Raw genomic sequence first — 18,149 nt, 5'->3', positions numbered from 1 at the left:
AATACGAACAGTAACTTTTTTCCATTTAAATCTATTACATTTAAGAGGAAGTTCAAACAAGTAAAATTTAATGGCTCAATTGTCTGCTCCAATTTCTGAACGACTTTATTCCCTAGATGTATTTAGAGGAGTGATTATGTTTTTATTAATTGCGGAAGCAGCAGGATTTCATCATCATTTTTTCGAACTTACCCAAGGCACATTTTTAGAACCTTTAGCATTACAGTTACATCATCATCCATGGAACGGATTGCGATTTTGGGACTTAATTCAGCCTTTTTTTATGTTTATTGTGGGGGTTGCTATGCCTTTTTCGCTGCGAAAACGTCTTGCAATAGGTAATAGAAAAAATATAACTAAGCATATTTTAAAACGATGCTTTCTTTTGTTCAGCTTTGGTGTCTTATTGCATTGTGTTTATAACCATGCCTTGGTTTGGGAATTATGGAATGTTTTAGTGCAATTGGCTTTTACCATTTTAATAGCCTACGCCATTATGGGCATGTCACACAAAAATCAAATAATTATATCTGCCACACTTTTGATATTGACAGAGTTGTTATATAGAGGCTATAACACCGAAGCACCTTATGTAGAAGGGCATGATAGTTTCGGCTCTTATGTTGATATGTTGGTTATGGGAAAGGTAAATAGTGGGTATTGGGTTTTTGTAAACTTTATTCCTACAGCTGCTCACACTATATGGGGCGTACTATGTGGACAACTATTATTACAGAATAAATCGACAGCCTATAAACTAAAAACTTTTCTAATTTGGGGAATTTCGATATTGATTATTGGGTTTGCCTTAGATATTTTAAATATCACACCTATTATCAAACGCATTGCCACCTCCTCTTTTACCCTAGTTTCAGGTGGTTTGGCCATCTTAACCTTAACCTTTTTCTACTGGGTTATAGATGTAAGGGCCAACCATAAAAAATGGGGTGCTGTATTTTCGGTAGTGGGCACTAATGCTATATTTATTTATCTTTTTGCCGAAACAGTAGGAGTACAATGGTTTAGGGATTTTGGTTTAATTTGGACGGAAGGGCTATTAGCACCATTTGGAGTATCTGAATTATTTATTCTGGTATTGAACTCACTGCTGGTATTATTTATTTTTTGGTTCATCACCTACTTTTTAGACAAGAAAAAAATCTATTTCAAAATCTGAAGTATTACGTACTAGAAAACACAATACTTCAATTCTGTTTCTAATTTATAGTTAAGTCATTAACATTACAGATTTGTTATACTACAATATAAAAAGGCGTAAATCAAGCAACATGTATTATATTTAAATGTGAACTTTTAGGAAGGTCTTTTTAAAATATTCAAAAGTAAAACGAGGTATTATGAATCATAAAAAAGCTGCATTATTAATTCTCATGAGGCGCCACTCTTTAGTTCTCATTTTCCTTACATCACTAATTCTTTTTAATACAGTTGAGGTACGTGGTCAAAAACCTTACGAAGGAAAAACAATTTTGGCGGTGTTTGCACACCCAGATGATGAAAGTACAGTAGCACCAATTTTAGCAAAATACACACGGGAAGGTGCCAAAGTGCATTTGGTCATTGTTACAGACGGTAGATATGGTACTAATGATTTTCATGACCATATAGCAGGAGAAACATTGGTCGCTACCCGTAGAGAAGAAATGAAGTGTGCTGCTAATCAATTAGGGGCAGAATTGACACATTTAGAATACCACGACCAGTTAAAAGCTGATGAAGGCTATGATGGTCATGTACCACATGCTAGGGCTATTGTTTTAGAGTTAAAAGATATTATTGAAATGGTTCGGCCAGATGTTCTAATTACTTGGGGACCGGATGGAGGTTCAACCCATATGGATCACAGGTTGGTAGGCGCTTCGGTAACACAGGTATATTTGAGTAAGCAATGGGAGAAACCAATGTCCTTATTCTATTATGGCACACCTTCTGAATCAATAGATGACGCTGACACCAAAATCTTGAGAGGGCAGGATATGAAATACTTAAGAACCAAAATATCATATTCAACGGAAGATCTAAGTAGGGCATTTGATTCATACAAATGTCATTATAGTCAAATTGACCCGAAGCTAACAAAAGAAGAATTTATCAATAGAAGAAATAAAAATGAACGAATCATTTATTTGAGAAAGTTCGAAGCACCTTCTAAAGACTCTGATTCTCTATTTGATTAAATTAGATTTTAGACTTTAAAAAATATCCGATTAAACAAAAAACCAAAAAAATGAAAGTACAATTTCTAAAGACCAGCTTAACTTTTACGGCACTATTATTCTTATTAGGATGTGGTGTATTAATATCTCAACAGACAGAAGATGGTTGGGAAACGATGTTTAATGGAAGTGATTTAAGTGGATGGACAACAAAAATTCATCACTATGAAGTTGGTGATAATTATGGGGAAACATTTAGGGCAGAAGATGGTATGGTAAAAGTACGCTATGATCAGTATGAAGGGGAGTTCAACTACCGTTTTTCTCATTTATATTATAATCAACCTTTCTCTGATTTTCATTTGACTATGCAATATAGATTTGTTGGTGAACTTTATCAAGGTGCACCAGAGTATACCATGAAAAACAGTGGGATAATGTTCCACTCGCAAGACCCCAAAACGATGCTTAAAGAGCAAGACTGGCCAATTTCTGTAGAAATGCAATTTTTGGCAGGAATAGAAGAGGGTATAGAGCGACCTACGGGCAACATGTGCTCTCCGGGTACAGATGTGGTTTATGAGGGTAAGATAGACCCTAGGCACTGTATTAATTCGAGTTCAGACACCTATTTTGGTGATCAATGGGTAACAGCAGAATTAATTGTATTGCATGATTCTTTAATTACGCACATCATAAATGGAAAAACCGTATTGCAATACACAAAGCCACAAATTGGCGGAGAAGTAGCGAATGGTTATGACCCTAAAATTAAGCAAGATGGTAAGCCTTTAAAAGAAGGGTTAATAGCATTACAAAGCGAAGGTCAACCTATCGATTTCAGGGATATTAAAATCAAGAATTTAAAAGGGTGTACAGACCCTAAGGCTAAAAACTATAAAGAGTATTTCGTTGTTTCAGATGCTAAATCGTGTTCTTATGAATAGACGACTTCTATTTTAAAATACCGTTATACTTAGAATTATTTCCTAATAATTCTGTTGCCGCTAAAATAGCTTCATCGTTATTTAAATAATACTGGTATAACCCATCTCTGTAGAAGTATCGTTTTACGATTTCATCTTCTAGATTTTTTTGAATCTCGCTTTGGTATTTGTCAAGAGCATTAATTTTGCCTTTTTCTATATTAGCCAAAAGTGTTTTATAACTATCCTTAACATCGCTTCCCAAGAAGTCATTTTCATCTCCTGAGAGTGCATTTTTAATGGCCTTCTCTGCTTTAGTCTCAAAAGAGAAACTACTTTTCTTTACATCATTTTTAAAAGAACTAAAATCAGCATCTGTAAATTTAAAATCGGTAACCGAGTTATATTTATGCGCATAAAAGTAATTGGTAGCATAATCAAAAATTACATTGTTTTGAAGTAAGGCCAATGTAAGGTCATTGGTTTTAGAGGTAGCCACTTCAATGTCTGGTAAAATTCCACCTCCATCTTGTACTTTTCTGCCATTTCGGGTAGTGAAATCATTATATGCTGTGTTTCTTACGGCATTGCCACTTTCATCCCTATTCCAATAATCTAATGCTTGAATACAGCGGCCAGAAGCAGTGTAGTATCTTGAAATGGTTACTTTTAACTGGGTTCCGTACGTTAATTTTAAGGGGCGTTGAACTAGGCCTTTTCCAAAACTTCTTGCGCCCATGATTACCGCCCTATCTAAATCTTGTAAGCTGCCCGATACAATTTCACTTGCCGAAGCGCTGCTGCCATTTACTAAAACCACTAAAGGAATCTCTTCATCTACAGGTTGATTGTTGGTATGGTATTCTCGATTAAATTTTTTGACTTTAGATTTAGTTGTTACCACTAATTCCCCTTTGGGCACGAAAAGGTTAGTCACATTAATTGCTTCAGAAAGCAACCCACCAGGGTTATCTCTAAGGTCTAGTATTATTTTTTCGGCACCTTTTCCTTTTAAGTCCAGCAAGGCGGCCTTTGTTTGTTCGGTAGCTTTTGCATTGAATTTTGCCAATACAATATAACCAGTTTTATCATCAATCATTTTAAAGTAAGGAACCGCATCAACCTCTATACCTTCACGAGTAATAGTAGTTGTATTCGTTTTACCCTGCCTTTTATAAGTTACGGTCACTGTTGATCCGTTTGCGCCTTTTAAGAGCTCACTGGCGTTTTCTTCAAAATCAGCTACTTTTATGTCTCCTATCTGTATAATCTCATCTCCTGCTTTTAAACCAGCCTTATCTGCAGGGTACCCTTGGTGTGGCTCAATAATTAACAACTTATCTTTAAATGAGCGAACCATAGCGCCTATGCCAGAATATTCGCCAGCATTATTTATGCGATAGGTTTCAACATCTTGTTCGTTTAAAAATTTGGTATAAGGATCCAATTCCTCTAACATGTTTTTAATGGCGGTATCCATTAATTCTGCAGGGTTGGTTTCATCCACATAATTCATGTTCAATTCTTTGAACAGGGTAGTGAAAATTTCTATTTGCTTCGCTATTTCAAAAAAGTCACTTTTATAACTACTCCCTACAAAGAGAAAGACAATCGCTATAATGGGTACAAGTACTTTTTTACTGAGTATTTTTTTCATTAATCTGGAGCTTAAACTTGTTCAATACGAGCTTCATTTTCTGGTCTAATAGCTCAAAGGAAGGCATATCCTTACCAAGGTATAAAAATAGAAACGCAAAGTTTGCATCTGTATTGTTAAAAATCAATGCTTTATTAAGTCTGTAAGACTCTCGTAATAGGCGCTTTATTCTATTTCTTTTAACGGCACTTTTGAAATTTCTCTTTGATACAGTTACTCCTGTTTGAATAGGGGCTTCCTTCTTTTCGGTACAGATATAAATTAACTTCAACGGATATACGGAAACACCCTTACCTTCTTCAAACAATTGGGTGAAGAGTTTTTTACTTTTAAGTTTTTCCTTTTTACCGAAGGATACATCCATTATGAAATAATTATTATGAAGATTTGCCCCCCTTAAAAAGGAGGCGTTGTTATCTTAAATAGTACAATATCCAATTACTCCGCTTGCCAAACATTGTTCTCCAAATTAATGTCAGCCATTAATTGTGATGGATCGATAACAACAGCTTTTATGGTCGACAAAGGTTTATTGATTACAAAATCATAGGTTGGGTAAGCCCAAGGCCAATCTTCTAAAACAGTTCTTTCAATACCAGCATAAGGATTTTCTTTTTCCCCACGCATCATTCGTAAAGGTGCGTAGAATGTTTCTCTTGTGTCGTCTTTATACACCACCAAAACATCTATAGGCATTGGCATTAACCCGATACGTTCTAAGGTTACTTTAGTAGAATTATCTGAAGCTATAACATCTTTAATACCATAATCAATGGTGTTTGTTGTTTGGGTCCAATCAGTTAAATACCAATCTAGTTCAAAACCAGAGACTTTTTCTGCAACTCGTTTAATATCATTAGGAACCGGATGTTTAAACTTAAAATCAGCATAGTATTTACGAATGGTCTCCATTAATTTATCTTGACCAATCACATACCCTAATTGAGATAAGAAAATAGAGCCTTTACTATATGCTGAGATACCGTAAGCAAAATTAAGGTCATAACGATCTGCGTGAGTAGTCTGTGGTTGTTCTTTACCAGATAGCGCTAGATTTCTATACCCTTTGTAAGTACCTTCAAAAGGATTGTCCTTATCCAAGTCCATTATTTCGCTCATACAAAGTTTAGAGATAAAAGAAGTAAACCCTTCATCCATCCACTCGTGTTTTGCTTCATTGGTCGCCAATATGTGCTGAAACCAAGAATGCGCCATTTCATGTGCCATTACACCAACTAAGCTACCAAATTTACGGTCACCAGTTATTAGGGTAGACATGGCATATTCCATTCCGCCATCACCACCTTGTATAACAGAATATTGATCGTAAGGATATTCACCGATATTCTTATTGAAAAATTCCATAGCCTCAACTGTTTTTGGTTGAAGATTTTTCCAGTTTTCTAATATTTTAGGGTTGTTCTTATATAGGAAATGTAATACCGGACCATTTGGCACTTGTTGTATATCGTGAATGTATTCAGGATCTGCCGCCCACATAAAATCATGAACCATGGGTGCTTTAAAATGCCAGGTTAATGTTTTCCCTTTTTGCTTTTTAATTTTTGTTCCAGGGGTTTCGTACCCGTGCCCTATTTCATTTGGGTTTTGAAGATAACCGGTACCGCCAACAGTATACTTTTTATCTAAGGTTAATTTCACATCAAAATCTCCCCAAACCCCTTGAAATTCTCGAGCTATGTATGGGTCTGCGTGCCATCCTTCAAAATCATATTCTGCAAGTTTTGGGTACCATTGGCTCATAGACAAGGCAACACCTTCCTCATTATTTCTACCAGTACGCCTTATCTGTAAAGGAACTTGACCATTAAAAGACATGTTAAAAGTAGACTTACTACCCGGTGCTATTGGTGAATCTAAGTCAACGACTAATACAGTGCCTTCTTCAGAATACATCACTTTCTTACCATTCTGCGTTAAGGAAGTAGCGTGTAGATAACCAATTTCACTTTCTGAGAGGGTAGAAATTCTACTTTTCTTCTCTTTGGATATCATACGACCATCAGGATCAGCAATAGTTTGCAAACGAATATCCATTTCACTACCTGGTTGAAAGGCATTAAAATATAAATGGAAGTAAACCCTTTTCAATTCATCTGGCGAATTATTGGTGTAGACCAAAGTTTGGGTTCCGGTGTAATGAAAACTATCAACATCCATATCCACTTCCATGGTATAGTCTACATGTTGTTGCCAATAGTCAGTTTTGTTCTGAGCTATTAAACCAATAGTGAATAATGCGATAAAAAAACTTAAGATTGATTTAGTCATGTGTATTTTATAAATATTATAATTGAATCTGTCCTGCAGCTACTTTGCTTGCCAATACTAATGCATTGTAGGCATTCACGATTTTTCCAGAAGTTGAAATTTGGTCTAATGAAGCACTTTTAGCATTATCTCCACCTAATATCACTTTAGTTTTAATTGGAAGACCAGATTGCAACAGAATATTTTTTACCTGTGCTGCTGTAAGTGATGGATATTGTGACATTACCAAGGCTGCTACTCCCGCTACGGCAGGTGCTGCCATTGACGTGCCTGGTGAATACTCATATTCATTGTTTGGGAAGGTAGAATAGATATCGGTACCAGGAGCAAAAACATCAACATTTACTTTACCGTAATTAGAATAGCTTGCTACCAATTCTGAACCATATTTCGGATTCAAAGCACCAACGGTTATTACATTATCTGCAATTTCAGGACCGTTGTTCACTTGGTCATTTGGGTAATTACCATTAGTTGGGTCGTCTAGATTTGCACCATCATTACCTGCTGCATGTACAAAAAGCACATTTTTTTCAGCGGCATATTTAATCGCTTCATATACCCATTCTGATTTTGGTGAAAATGATTTTCCAAAACTTCCATTTATAACTCGGGCACCATTATCAACAGCATAGCGAATACCTAGCGCGATATCTTTATCATATTCATCACCATTTGGTACGGCTCTGATACTCATAATTGCAACGTTGTTGGCAACTCCATTTACTCCTTTACCATTATTACGTTCAGCAGCTATAATACCAGCAACATGTGTACCATGGCTTTCATCGTCAACCCTGTTTTTAGGGTTACCGTTACCATAATTTACATCACTTATATCATATGCGTCATCACCTACAGGTAATCTACCGTTGAAGTCTTTATTTAAGTTGTAGTTGAGTTGCTCGGTATAATATTTAACGCCCTCATTTAATTCCTTTAATACCTTAGGGATAGAGTCTTGAATGCTGAACATTTGATTAAGAACAGCAATGTTTCGTTGCATAGCTTCATCAGTTGTCTTTATGCCCGCCAAATCTTCTTTAGTGTACGTATCTTTTTTCAAATATTCTTTAACACCTGCGCCTGCATTTTTAACAGCTTGTAATATTTGCTCGTATTGCTGTTTACCCTGTAGAGCCTCGTTATATTTTGCATCTAGTTTTGTTTTTGCCTTCGAAAGCGTTGCTGCGTCACCAATGTTTAAGCGCAACATACGAACGTACTCTAGTTGTTCATTGTAAGATTCGCCTAAGAAATTGTATCCATGAATATCATCTATGTAGCCATTGCCATCATCGTCGATATTGTTGCCTGCTTTTTCTTTGGTATTTGTCCATAGAACTCCATCAAGATCTTCATGGTTTAAATCAATACCCGAGTCAAGAACTGCTACAATGGTTTTAGTTCCTTTTCTGTTTTTTATAATTTCAGCGTATGCTTTATCAACACTCATTCCTGGTATAGTGTCTGCTACTAAATCTAAATGTCCCCAATTATTCTTTTCACTTGTGGTGAGGTCTGCTATTTTTAAAGGGGTTGTATCAATATTCTCAACGGGAGTGAGAATTAGTCCGCCCCCGCCTGTTGCCGAACTCGTACTACCACAACTGGTTAGTAATGCAACAATTGAAAGAGCAAATAATGATTTTAAATATGTATTTGTCATAAATGGGAACTTTAATATAAATGATTTATTAGTTAATGTATAGTAGTGTAAAGTTAATTGAAGATTTCATCAAAAGAATAAACTTGATTCAATCGAACACCTTTTTCGGTATGTTTTAAGGTACATAGTTGATTATGTGCGTCATGTTCAAAAAATAGATAATAGTTATTTTCCACTGCATCATTTAAGAATAATTCTTTTTCTGTCATGGTAATTAAAGGTCTTGTGTCATAACTGATTACGTAGGGTAATGGAATATGCCCAACAGTTGGTATAAGGTCTGCCACATATGCTATAGTCTTTCCTTTATAAGAAAATTGAGGCAACATTTGTTTTTCGGTATGACCGTCTACGAAACGGATGTCAAAACCTAATGGACTATTATGAAGGAAATTTTCGCTTGTATGGTTAATAAAAGTTAATTGACCACTTTCTTGCATGGGGATGAGGTTTTCCTTTAAAAAAGAAGCTTTTTCTCGTGGATTGGGTTCCGTTGCCCATTTCCAGTGGTTTTCATTGGTCCAGAAACGTGCATTTTTAAAAGCGGGCTCATAACCAGTTCTATCTTTGTTCCACTGTATGGCACCACCACAGTGGTCAAAGTGTAGATGTGTTAAAAAAACATCAGTGATATCATCTCTATGGAATCCAAGTTCTTTTAAAGAAGTATCAATAGAATAGTCTCCCCAGCGATAATAATAACCAAAAAATTTATCAGATTGCTTATCCCCCATACCTGTATCTATTAATATCAGGCGGTCACCGTCTTCTATCAAAAGACTTCTAGCCGCAATATCAATAAGATTATTTGAATCTGCAGGATTTGTTTTCTGCCAAATAGTTTTTGGAACCACACCGAACATGGCACCACCGTCCAATTTAAAATTACCAGTTTCAACAGGATAAATTTTCATAAGGGGCAAAATAATAAAAGCGTATGAAACCGTAGGTTTATTAAGAATATATTATCATTTTAACCATTGAAATAAAAACTCTTATAGAGTTAAAACAGGATAATTTAAAAGACCAAAATAAATATAAACAGGGTGTTTAAGAATCTGCTAATAATAAATCAGTAAGGTTGTGATGTGCGAGGGGTTTGGTTAAGTGTCCTTTAACAACGCTATAGTTTGCACCTTTTTCATTATCTAAAGGATCCATTGAAGAACTTAAGATATATATTTTTGGATGATTTGTTATGGCCTCTGGTAACTTCATATATTCCTCTAAGAATTCAAAGCCAGACATGCCAGGCATTCTTATGTCTAGAAAAATAAAATCTGGATAAGATTCTGGCTGATCCACAATGATGTTTAAAAACACAAGAGCATCTAAGCCAGAATTTTTGACGATAATCTGGGAAACATACTCTTCTTTTGAAACTATAGCCTTATTTATAAAATTGTCAACATCCGAATCGTCTATTAACAGCACTATAATTTCCTCATTCATGTTATTATTTATCTGATCCATTCGGTATTTTTAATGTAAACGTTGAACCTTCTCCTAATGCAGATTTCACCGCTATTGTGCCATTCAATTTTCCTAACACTTCTTTAACGATGAATAAACCAATACCAGAACCCATTATTTGGGAAGATATTCTGTAGAACATATCAAATATTTTATCTAATTGTTCTTCTGCCATTCCTAGACCATTGTCTTTTATCGTTATTATTGCTTCTTTTTTAGAAGTCTTTATAGAAATCCATATTGTTGGTGTCCTTTTGCTAACATCGTGGTATTTAATCGCATTTGAAATAAAGTTATTTAATAGAATTGAGATTCTTTTTTTATCTGAAGCAAAATCAATTTTATCATCGACATTAATCTTCATCTTTATTTTGTTCATGTTTTCTAAATACCAAAAACTTTCTATTGAACTCTCTATTAAATTAGTAAAATTTATGGTTTCTACGTTTACTTTAAGGTGTTTATTTCGAGAATACTCGATAATATCCTTAATAAAATCGTCTAATCTTTTAACAGATTTTTCCATCATATTAAGACTGGCAACTAAACCAGGCTTATTCTCCTCTGTTAAAATAAGGTTTATAAGACCTAAAACTGAAGCTAAAGGAGCTCTTAGTTCATGAGACGCACTGTACACAAAACTATCAAGTTCAGAGTTGGTTTTCTTAAGTTGTATGTTTTGCAGTTCTAAAGCCTCTTCAGCCTCTTTTCTCGTAGTCTCATCAATTAAATTGACCAAATAATGTTCCTTGTCATTAAAAAATAATGACTCTATAGATACTGAAAGAGATATTTTTTGACCGCTTTTTAAGTTTATTTTAAATTTTTGATTTATTACTTTACCATGTTTGAGAAAGTATTTCCAAAATTTTTCTCTTTCATTGTCATCATAGTTTTCCATTACAGCGATGGCAGATTCCATAATTGTTTTTCCGATCAACCCTTCTCGATTAACCTCTAATAGTTTATAAACAACATCATTGGCTTCTATTACTTTTCTTTCGCTATTAAGCATAATTATGCCCATTAAATTGGTTTGAAATGCTTTTGTAAATTTCTCTTTGTTTTCTTTAAGTGCTTCTTCTGCTAAAACACTCTTAGTGATGTCAATAGCAGTACCATGTAATTTTATGGGTTTGCCTTGATTATTATAAACATTCTCGCTGAAACTTAAAATATGTTTAACGGTTTTATCTTTAAGGCAGATTTTATAAACCGCTGGGGTCGTCTGGTCCTCGTCTTGTTTTCTGCTCAAAACCTCTGCTAATACATTAGAGTCGTCTGGATGAATAAATTCGATTGCTTCTTCTATAGTTATGTTATTCTTATTAGGAATACCGTATATTTCAAACATCTCATTAGACCATTCTACGAGATTATTCTCCAAATCCCAGCCCCAATACCCAATCTTTCCTATTCGAATGGCAGCGTCCATCTTATTTTGCAGTTCAAGAATTTTGTTGTTCGCTTCCTTTTGTTCTGTAATATAAACAACGGTACCTCTTAATTTAACAGGTAAATCCTCCTCATTAAAATCAGCTTCCATTTCTATATGCAAGTATTTAATTGAGCCATTGTTGTCAAATATTCTATATGTATATGAATGCGTGCCATTTTCAACAATTGTTTCCTTCAAAACTTTACGGTGAAGATCCACGTCATCTGGATGAATTAAATTTTCAAGCAATGGAATGGTAATAGTGGTGCCTGGCTTAACATTGTAAATTTCATACAATCTAGGAGACCAATTGGCATTTTCTGTTTCAATATCATAGTCCCAATACCCAATTTTACCAATGCGTATTGCAGCATCCATTTTTGTTTGTAGGTCAAGAATTTCATGCTGTGACCTTTTATGCTCAGTTAAATCAAAGGCGATACAACCAATACCAATGGGTTCATTTGATGTTTTGTCACGAATTATAAAACCTGAAAATTCGGCAGGTACTATTTTGTTCGTTTTAAAATTCTTAAAAGGAACTTCCATATTCCACACCCCAGTTTTATGTAAATATGTAAGATGTTTGTTGATTATGTCATCACCATATTCTTCTGGAAAAAAGTCAGCAATAGTAGTCTCAGTAATATCCTTCTCTGCAGAAAAACCAACTAATTTTTTGCCGGCTTCATTTAAGTAAAGTGAATTACCCTCCAAAGATGTTAACCCAATAAAGCCAGGGCTATTTTCAATAATGGCAATCAATTTTTGATTCTCTTGGTCTGCCTTTTTCTTTTTGGTAATGTCCCTAAAGTATACGGTAACTCCTTCTGGGGAAGGATAAAGTTTATTTTCTATCCAAGAATTAAATTGTGGATGATATTGTTCAAATTTAGTATAGGTTTGATTTTTCATGGCATCATGAAAAAATGAATAAGCCTCCGTTTTCGCGAAATCCGGATATTCTTCCCAGACATTTTTGCCAATCAATATTTTTGGATCAATGTTTAATATTTTTGCAGCCCGGGCATTTATGTAAGTATAATTCCAATGACGGTCAATTCACGAAATTTAGCTTCACTCTGTCTAATTTCTAGGCTCGCCTTTTTTGCCTCTGTTTGATCCACAAAGGAAGTCAAGGAGAATTTTTCATTTTCAAAGTCAAACGATTCTTTAGATGCTAATAAATATAAAACCTTGCCAGATTTTGTTTTGAATACCACGTCCAATTTGCCTATCTTGTCTATGGTAGCAAAGTCCGCTAATGACGGGTTAATTTTTAGATTCGCCTCAAAATCAAAAATGCCTAATTCTTGAATTGCTTTTCCTTTTATTTCTTCTAGGGTGTAGCCAATTAAATCTAGAAAATAGCAATTGGCATCCACAAAACGTTTGTTTTGGTCTCTTATCGCCATGCCAATGGTACTATTATTAAATGCCTTGCTGAATTTTTGTAAATTATTTTGAGCAGTTTGTTCTAGTTCTCTTCTTTCGGTTGTATCCCTTATGATGCCTTGTATGGTGTTATCGGGTAACATTTTGGAACTGATTTCCCCATAAAAAACACTACCATCTTTTCGGATTAACTTTCGTTCAGATAGAAAAGGTTTTTCTTTCGTGATTTTAGAAAATCTTAAAGGGGTTTTTGCCAAATCATCTGGGGCGATTATATCGGCAATGTTTTTTTGTGTCAATTCATGTTTTGCATATCCGATCATTTCTGCACCCAAGATATTGATATCTATAATGTCACCAGAATTATTGAAAACGAGTATGCCATCAGAGGCTTGTTCTATTAATGTTTGGTACTTCTCTTGACTTTCCTTTAACAACCCTGTTTTTTCTTGAACCAATTGATTTAGTTTAATGGGTTGTCGTAGAAAAAACATAGTAAAAACCCCGCAAACAAGGGCGAGTAATAGTCCTAAAATGAAAAAGAAAAGAATGGTTGAATAGGACTGTGATCGATTTGAAATCACGTAAAGTTTCATTTCCCCATGGCTGGTCGTTATGGGAACTTTAATAGCTCCTTCCGTTGAAGTTTTAGTATTGTTGTAAAATATTTCTTCCGATTGATCAGCATTGATTTTTGCCAATTGATAGGAAAAATTAGTGTTTTCCAAAGAATCTAGCTGTGCTACAGTTACAACGGTAGACAATTTTACGAGGGTAGCTACAAAGCCAGCAAAACCATTTTCGTTAAACAACGGTCTTCTACTCACAAAACCTGTACCCCCTTGTTTTAAGCTAATTGGACCCGCTGTAAAGTAATCTCTTCTTTTAAGGGTTGTAAGCGCTCCGTCTTGCCCTATAGAATCTTCTAGAATATTAAATCCCAAAATATCATTGCCCTTTAAAGGATATACATGTGTTATAACCCCTTGGTCATCGACAAGTTCTAGGGCGTCAATATGCTTATTACTATTTAAAAGTAACTGTGTAATACTATCAAAATTATTGGGTATACCATAGTTTTCAACTATAAATGACAAGGTTTGGGTTGCGTCAAAACTTTGATCAAAAATGTCCTGTAAGTCTTCTTTTAATTTTAGTACTCTTTCATTCACTTCATGCTGCTGTGCTTCTTGAAGTATTTGAAATTTCTGATAAGTAATTGTTTGAGAAATTATGAGCACTAACAGAAAAACCAGAAAACCTATTAAAAATGGTTTGTTAAAAATAGAATGCTGTTTAGGTTCAGGCATTTAGATTTTTTTTGTAATTAAAATTTGGGTTGGGGTTCATTTAAGATAAACAATTTATATGAATTACTTGCAATAAGCCGTCAGCTTTAAAATCATAAAGAAGGGAGTAATTGATAAGTTATAGTCTTTTCTAACTCCATTACTTGCCAAGGCCAATTTAATATGGTTAAGTATAATTAAAGCGTTGCATTTTTAAAATTTATCTCATGATACATAGCACTTTAACCGCCAAGGGAAACTAATTAAAAATGAGAACTTTAGGCAAAGTTAAAAAAAGCGGATATAAAATTAGGCATTTTCTCTATTTCTTGTAAGAGATATATTATAATTAGCTATTATGATTTGAAGCTCAAAACGAAATAGCTATTTGTGTCAATTGATATTAAAATTATAACAAGCCTTTGTTTATCAATCATATAAGAATGCCACAAACAGCCAATTGTTATGTTTTTTGTTGAACCTTGTTTTTATTGCGCCTATAATTAACTCTTTAACCAACAAGCATGGTTAAATTACTCAATATTTATATTGGTCAAAGAACCAACAGTAAGACATTCTATAGAGCAATGTCAAAAAAACAGTTTTGGTAAAACTACTATTCGGGGTAATTGAAATTGGCTGTCAAGAATTTTGAATGACTCTTTAAACGGAGGATTTTTGAAATATTTACCGCCCAACGTTATTGAATATCTAAAGATTGAAACTTATGTATTTTGACTTAATAGTTGGTTAAGTTGTTTTCCAAAATAGATCATTGCTTTAATTTCTTTAACACTTAGAAGCCGTTCTTTTTTCAAAATTAAGATAGAATTTCCGTTAGTTTCTATATGGTAATATGGATTGCTTTCTAAAAATAGAATTAATTCATTGGAAAATAGATTTTGAATAGCATCTTGATCTTCTCCACTTAAGAAAAAGCGTTTATTAAAATCTGGATGATTCTCTAATTGAATGTCTTTGAAGCCCGCCATGCCATAAATAAAATCTAATAGCCCTTCTTTATCTAAGGTAAACACAGGTATTGTTCGTTTTAGTTTTATGCGTAAAATAGTAGTCTTAACCACTTCTCTAGCTATAAACTCACCCTCACTAAACTCTATATCAAATAAATGAAATGTCTTAGTTTCATCATAGAAGCTGTTGTAGAAAAAAGGCACTTTTCGTGTTCTAAAGAAAATAAACTTCTGTAAAAACGTGGTTTCATTAGACCTATTAGGAAAGTATGACCAATTGTATTCTTTGGCCATAGATTTTAAAAGACTTTGTCGTTTGGTGAAATATTTTTCTATAGGACCTAGCTTGGTCAAAGGCATCAATTTACGAATGGCAAAAGGATGTTTTGAGTCTGCACCATGCTTATCTAGCCCAATAATTTCAATACTACCATCTTTCTTAGAAAAGGTGTCCACATAGTTTTCTAAACCTTCCATTACGGTGTGATCTACAAAACGACATAGAGAAAAGTCTAAAATGACATTTTCATTTTCGGGTATAACATCCAATTTATTCTTTAGTCTGTAAAAGTTTAGAAAACTCGCAAAATACTTAACACTTATATAATAACTGCTACCATCATTCTCTTTAAACATTAAAATATTAGGCTTTGCTAAATGATTAATAAATAGCGATAAGCTTTTGTTTAATACCACATGAATTACAAATGTGACAAGAATTCCCATAGCTATACCTGTTATGAGATTTGTAAATAAGGTAGTTAATAGGGTTGCTAAAAAGATAATAATCTGTTCCTTTCCAATTTGCGCAATCTTAGAGAAATTTTTTGGTGTAGCTAGCTTATAACCCGTATATACAAGTATTGCCGCCAAAGCTGCCAAAGGAATTCGTCGTAATTGATCTTGAAAAAGAAGCACGAATATGACTAGAAAAAGGGCGTGAAAAAAATTAGCAGATCTATTGGTCGCGCTATTATTCACATTAACAGAACTTCTTGCGATTACGGTTACCACATTTAAACCACCCACTAAACCACTTAGACTAGTAGCTAAACCAAGAGCTTTAAGGTCTTTGTTTACGTTAGACCTTCTTCGTTCGGGATCAAGCTTGTCTACTGCCTTAATACTTAATAATGATTCTATACTTGCAATTAGTGTAATCGCTAAGACGGTCATTATAAAATCAAGCTCCAGTGCTTTTGAAAAATTAGGAAAAGCTAAATTGGAGAGCACATTATCAGGAATGTTGACCAAAAATTCATCTTTTAAGGGATACGGAAGATTTAGCGAAACAAAAACATAACTTAAGCTTACCGATAAAATTAAAATCCACATTGGCGCAGGAATAAGGTGTAAATACTTGTTCCTTATTTTAGAATAATTCGCCATGATAACCAATCCAACTAAGCCAATAATTGCTGCAATTAGTTCCTCTATGTGGTAATTTTCATATAAGCCTATTATACCTTCAGGAATCTGTAAGAGCAAATAGACAATGCTACCATGTTCATTATTATGACCTATCATAATATGAAACTGTTTAGCAAGAATACCTAAACCAATGGCGGCTAACATGCCCTCAATTGCAGAGGCCGGAAAGAAATCTGCCAGTCGCCCCATTTTTAAAAATCCAAGAATAAGCATGAGAATACCAGAAAAGACAATAGCAGCTAATGTAAAGAGATAGCCTTCATACAAGTTACCACCGCCTAAGGTTGTTATAGCACCTAATAGAACGATAACTAAACCATTTCCGGGTCCGGTAATAGTTACATTAGAACCCCCTAAAAGAGAAACCACAATACCACCAACGACAGCAGCAATAATACCAGAAATTGGAGGTGCCTCACTTGCTAATGCCAACCCAAGACCTAAGGGTAGTGCAATTAGAGATACCACAAAGCCAGAAAATAAATTCTTGGGAAGTGAACCAATGAATGTAGTGTTTTTCTTTTTTTTGGCTGTCAAATCTATTTTCTAACTATTAATAAATCGGTTGGTAAATCAGATAAAATATATTCTATATCATGTGGAAAAATTCGGTCCCAAATACCAGTTTTTACAGGTGCATTCATCACTAAAAGATCAGCTCTGACTACTTCGGCATAGTGCCCAATCGAATACCCTCTTTTTCCAAATATACTTTGCGTTTTAACATTTATATTTTGAGTAATATTTTTAGGTAAGTTGCTTACTATATTTTTTACCCTTGATTCTTCTCTGTGCCTTAATCGTTGTTTAATAATATTCGCCTTTTTTAACGAGCGGTCATCTTCAACAGTAACATGTATTTCTTTTGGCAAAATTTCTTCAACAATGGTAATTTGTTGTGCGCCAAGTAAACTAGAAAAATAAAAAGCATGTTCTATGGCCATCGGGGTGTCTGGTGCATCTAGCCCGTTCACCACAACATGCATGCAGGGTACTCGTGTTTCTGACGGTTTTATTAATAAAAGAACAGAGCAGTTTACTTTGCGTGTTAGCTTTCTTGCTATAGACCCTACATAAAACTGAAATCTATTCTCATGCTGTAGTGCCCCTAGAATTAACAAGTCAATATTCAGTTCTAAACAAGCTTTGGTTATGACAGATTCAGGATTTCCTTCCTTCCAAAGAACTTCAATAGAAAGGTTTGAATGTTCTGTTTGAGAAATAATGGAATTGATTTCACTTAATTTTTCAGGGGTGTTTTTACCCACATGTAATAAGATTAATTTGCAATTCAGGAAATGGGCAATACGAGTAGATTCTAAAATATTCACCTTAAGCGAAGGTGAAAAGGCAAAGCCGAATAAAATCGATGAATATAACTTGATAAGATTTTGATTAGTTGGTTGTGCCATCCAAGATAGGGCTTAA

13 protein-coding genes are annotated in these 18,149 nt (G+C 34.4%); 3 read left to right on the top strand and 10 right to left on the bottom strand.

Annotated features, from left to right (window positions below):
• Positions 1-70 precede the first annotated feature (70 nt).
• The 3 genes from B5X55_RS05300 (at position 71) to B5X55_RS05290 (ending at position 3,124) form a co-directional block, all read left to right on the top strand.
• Positions 71-1,177 (top strand): acyltransferase family protein, encoded by a 1,107-nt coding sequence (locus B5X55_RS05300; RefSeq protein ID WP_234999672.1) that lies wholly within the window; start codon positions 71-73, stop codon positions 1,175-1,177.
• A 181-nt stretch (positions 1,178-1,358) separates the two neighbouring features.
• On the top strand, positions 1,359-2,198 hold the full coding sequence (locus tag B5X55_RS05295) for a PIG-L deacetylase family protein (RefSeq protein ID WP_079511554.1): 840 nt from the start codon (positions 1,359-1,361) through the stop codon (positions 2,196-2,198).
• Positions 2,199-2,248: 50 nt separating this feature from the next.
• A complete protein-coding gene (locus B5X55_RS05290; protein WP_079511553.1) occupies positions 2,249-3,124 on the top strand; it encodes a 3-keto-disaccharide hydrolase in 876 nt (291 codons plus the stop codon).
• Between the two features lie 7 nt (positions 3,125-3,131).
• Here B5X55_RS05290 and B5X55_RS05285 read toward each other — a convergent pair whose 3' ends face one another.
• The 10 genes from B5X55_RS05285 to B5X55_RS05240 form a co-directional block, all read right to left on the bottom strand.
• Positions 3,132-4,760 carry a S41 family peptidase gene (locus B5X55_RS05285; RefSeq protein WP_079511552.1) on the bottom strand — a complete coding sequence of 543 codons (1,629 nt, stop codon included), beginning with the start codon at positions 4,758-4,760 and terminating at the stop codon, positions 3,132-3,134.
• A complete protein-coding gene (gene rnpA / locus B5X55_RS05280; RefSeq protein ID WP_079511551.1) occupies positions 4,741-5,124 on the bottom strand; it encodes a ribonuclease P protein component in 384 nt (127 codons plus the stop codon). Before rnpA ends, B5X55_RS05285 begins: the two co-directional genes overlap by 20 nt.
• 74 nt (positions 5,125-5,198) lie before the next feature.
• Positions 5,199-7,052 (bottom strand): M1 family metallopeptidase, encoded by a 1,854-nt coding sequence (locus tag B5X55_RS05275; RefSeq protein ID WP_079511550.1) that lies wholly within the window; start codon positions 7,050-7,052, stop codon positions 5,199-5,201.
• A 16-nt stretch (positions 7,053-7,068) separates the two neighbouring features.
• Positions 7,069-8,721, bottom strand: coding sequence for a S8 family peptidase (locus B5X55_RS05270; protein ID WP_079511549.1), 1,653 nt, complete (start codon positions 8,719-8,721; stop codon positions 7,069-7,071).
• A 53-nt stretch (positions 8,722-8,774) separates the two neighbouring features.
• Positions 8,775-9,635 carry an MBL fold metallo-hydrolase gene (locus B5X55_RS05265; RefSeq protein ID WP_079511548.1) on the bottom strand — a complete coding sequence of 287 codons (861 nt, stop codon included), beginning with the start codon at positions 9,633-9,635 and terminating at the stop codon, positions 8,775-8,777.
• Between the two features lie 136 nt (positions 9,636-9,771).
• Complete coding sequence (locus B5X55_RS05260; protein ID WP_079511547.1) at positions 9,772-10,194, bottom strand: response regulator; 423 nt, start codon at positions 10,192-10,194, stop codon at positions 9,772-9,774.
• Positions 10,178-12,622, bottom strand: coding sequence for a PAS domain-containing sensor histidine kinase (locus tag B5X55_RS05255; protein ID WP_079511546.1), 2,445 nt, complete (start codon positions 12,620-12,622; stop codon positions 10,178-10,180). The genes B5X55_RS05260 and B5X55_RS05255 overlap by 17 nt, the downstream gene beginning before the upstream one ends.
• 41 nt (positions 12,623-12,663) lie before the next feature.
• Positions 12,664-14,337 carry a PAS domain S-box protein gene (locus B5X55_RS05250; protein ID WP_079511545.1) on the bottom strand — a complete coding sequence of 558 codons (1,674 nt, stop codon included), beginning with the start codon at positions 14,335-14,337 and terminating at the stop codon, positions 12,664-12,666.
• 704 nt (positions 14,338-15,041) lie between these two features.
• A complete protein-coding gene (locus tag B5X55_RS05245) occupies positions 15,042-17,258 on the bottom strand; it encodes a SulP family inorganic anion transporter (protein ID WP_079511544.1) in 2,217 nt (738 codons plus the stop codon).
• Positions 17,259-17,260: 2 nt separating this feature from the next.
• A complete protein-coding gene (locus tag B5X55_RS05240; protein ID WP_079511543.1) occupies positions 17,261-18,133 on the bottom strand; it encodes a universal stress protein in 873 nt (290 codons plus the stop codon).
• Positions 18,134-18,149: the final 16 nt, after the last annotated feature.

Origin of the sequence: Maribacter arcticus (assembly GCF_900167935.1) — a bacterium.
In the GTDB taxonomy this organism is placed as follows: domain Bacteria; phylum Bacteroidota; class Bacteroidia; order Flavobacteriales; family Flavobacteriaceae; genus Maribacter; species Maribacter arcticus.
The sequence above is the reverse complement of the archived record's forward strand: the minus strand, read 5'-3'. Positions and strand labels throughout refer to the sequence as shown.

Excerpts from the sequence above, each read along its gene's own strand:
- B5X55_RS05275 (WP_079511550.1), bottom strand. The coding sequence starts at position 7,052 with ATGACTAAATCAATCTTAAGTTTTTTTATCGCATTATTCACTATTGGT.
- B5X55_RS05290 (WP_079511553.1), top strand. The coding sequence starts at position 2,249 with ATGAAAGTACAATTTCTAAAGACCAGCTTAACTTTTACGGCACTATTA.
- B5X55_RS05240 (WP_079511543.1), bottom strand. The coding sequence starts at position 18,133 with ATGGCACAACCAACTAATCAAAATCTTATCAAGTTATATTCATCGATT.
- B5X55_RS05270 (WP_079511549.1), bottom strand. The coding sequence starts at position 8,721 with ATGACAAATACATATTTAAAATCATTATTTGCTCTTTCAATTGTTGCA.
- B5X55_RS05300 (WP_234999672.1), top strand. The coding sequence starts at position 71 with ATGGCTCAATTGTCTGCTCCAATTTCTGAACGACTTTATTCCCTAGAT.
- B5X55_RS05265 (WP_079511548.1), bottom strand. The coding sequence starts at position 9,635 with ATGAAAATTTATCCTGTTGAAACTGGTAATTTTAAATTGGACGGTGGT.
- B5X55_RS05295 (WP_079511554.1), top strand. The coding sequence starts at position 1,359 with ATGAATCATAAAAAAGCTGCATTATTAATTCTCATGAGGCGCCACTCT.
- B5X55_RS05260 (WP_079511547.1), bottom strand. The coding sequence starts at position 10,194 with ATGGATCAGATAAATAATAACATGAATGAGGAAATTATAGTGCTGTTA.
- rnpA (WP_079511551.1), bottom strand. The coding sequence starts at position 5,124 with ATGGATGTATCCTTCGGTAAAAAGGAAAAACTTAAAAGTAAAAAACTC.
- B5X55_RS05285 (WP_079511552.1), bottom strand. The coding sequence starts at position 4,760 with ATGAAAAAAATACTCAGTAAAAAAGTACTTGTACCCATTATAGCGATT.
- B5X55_RS05250 (WP_079511545.1), bottom strand. The coding sequence starts at position 14,337 with ATGCCTGAACCTAAACAGCATTCTATTTTTAACAAACCATTTTTAATA.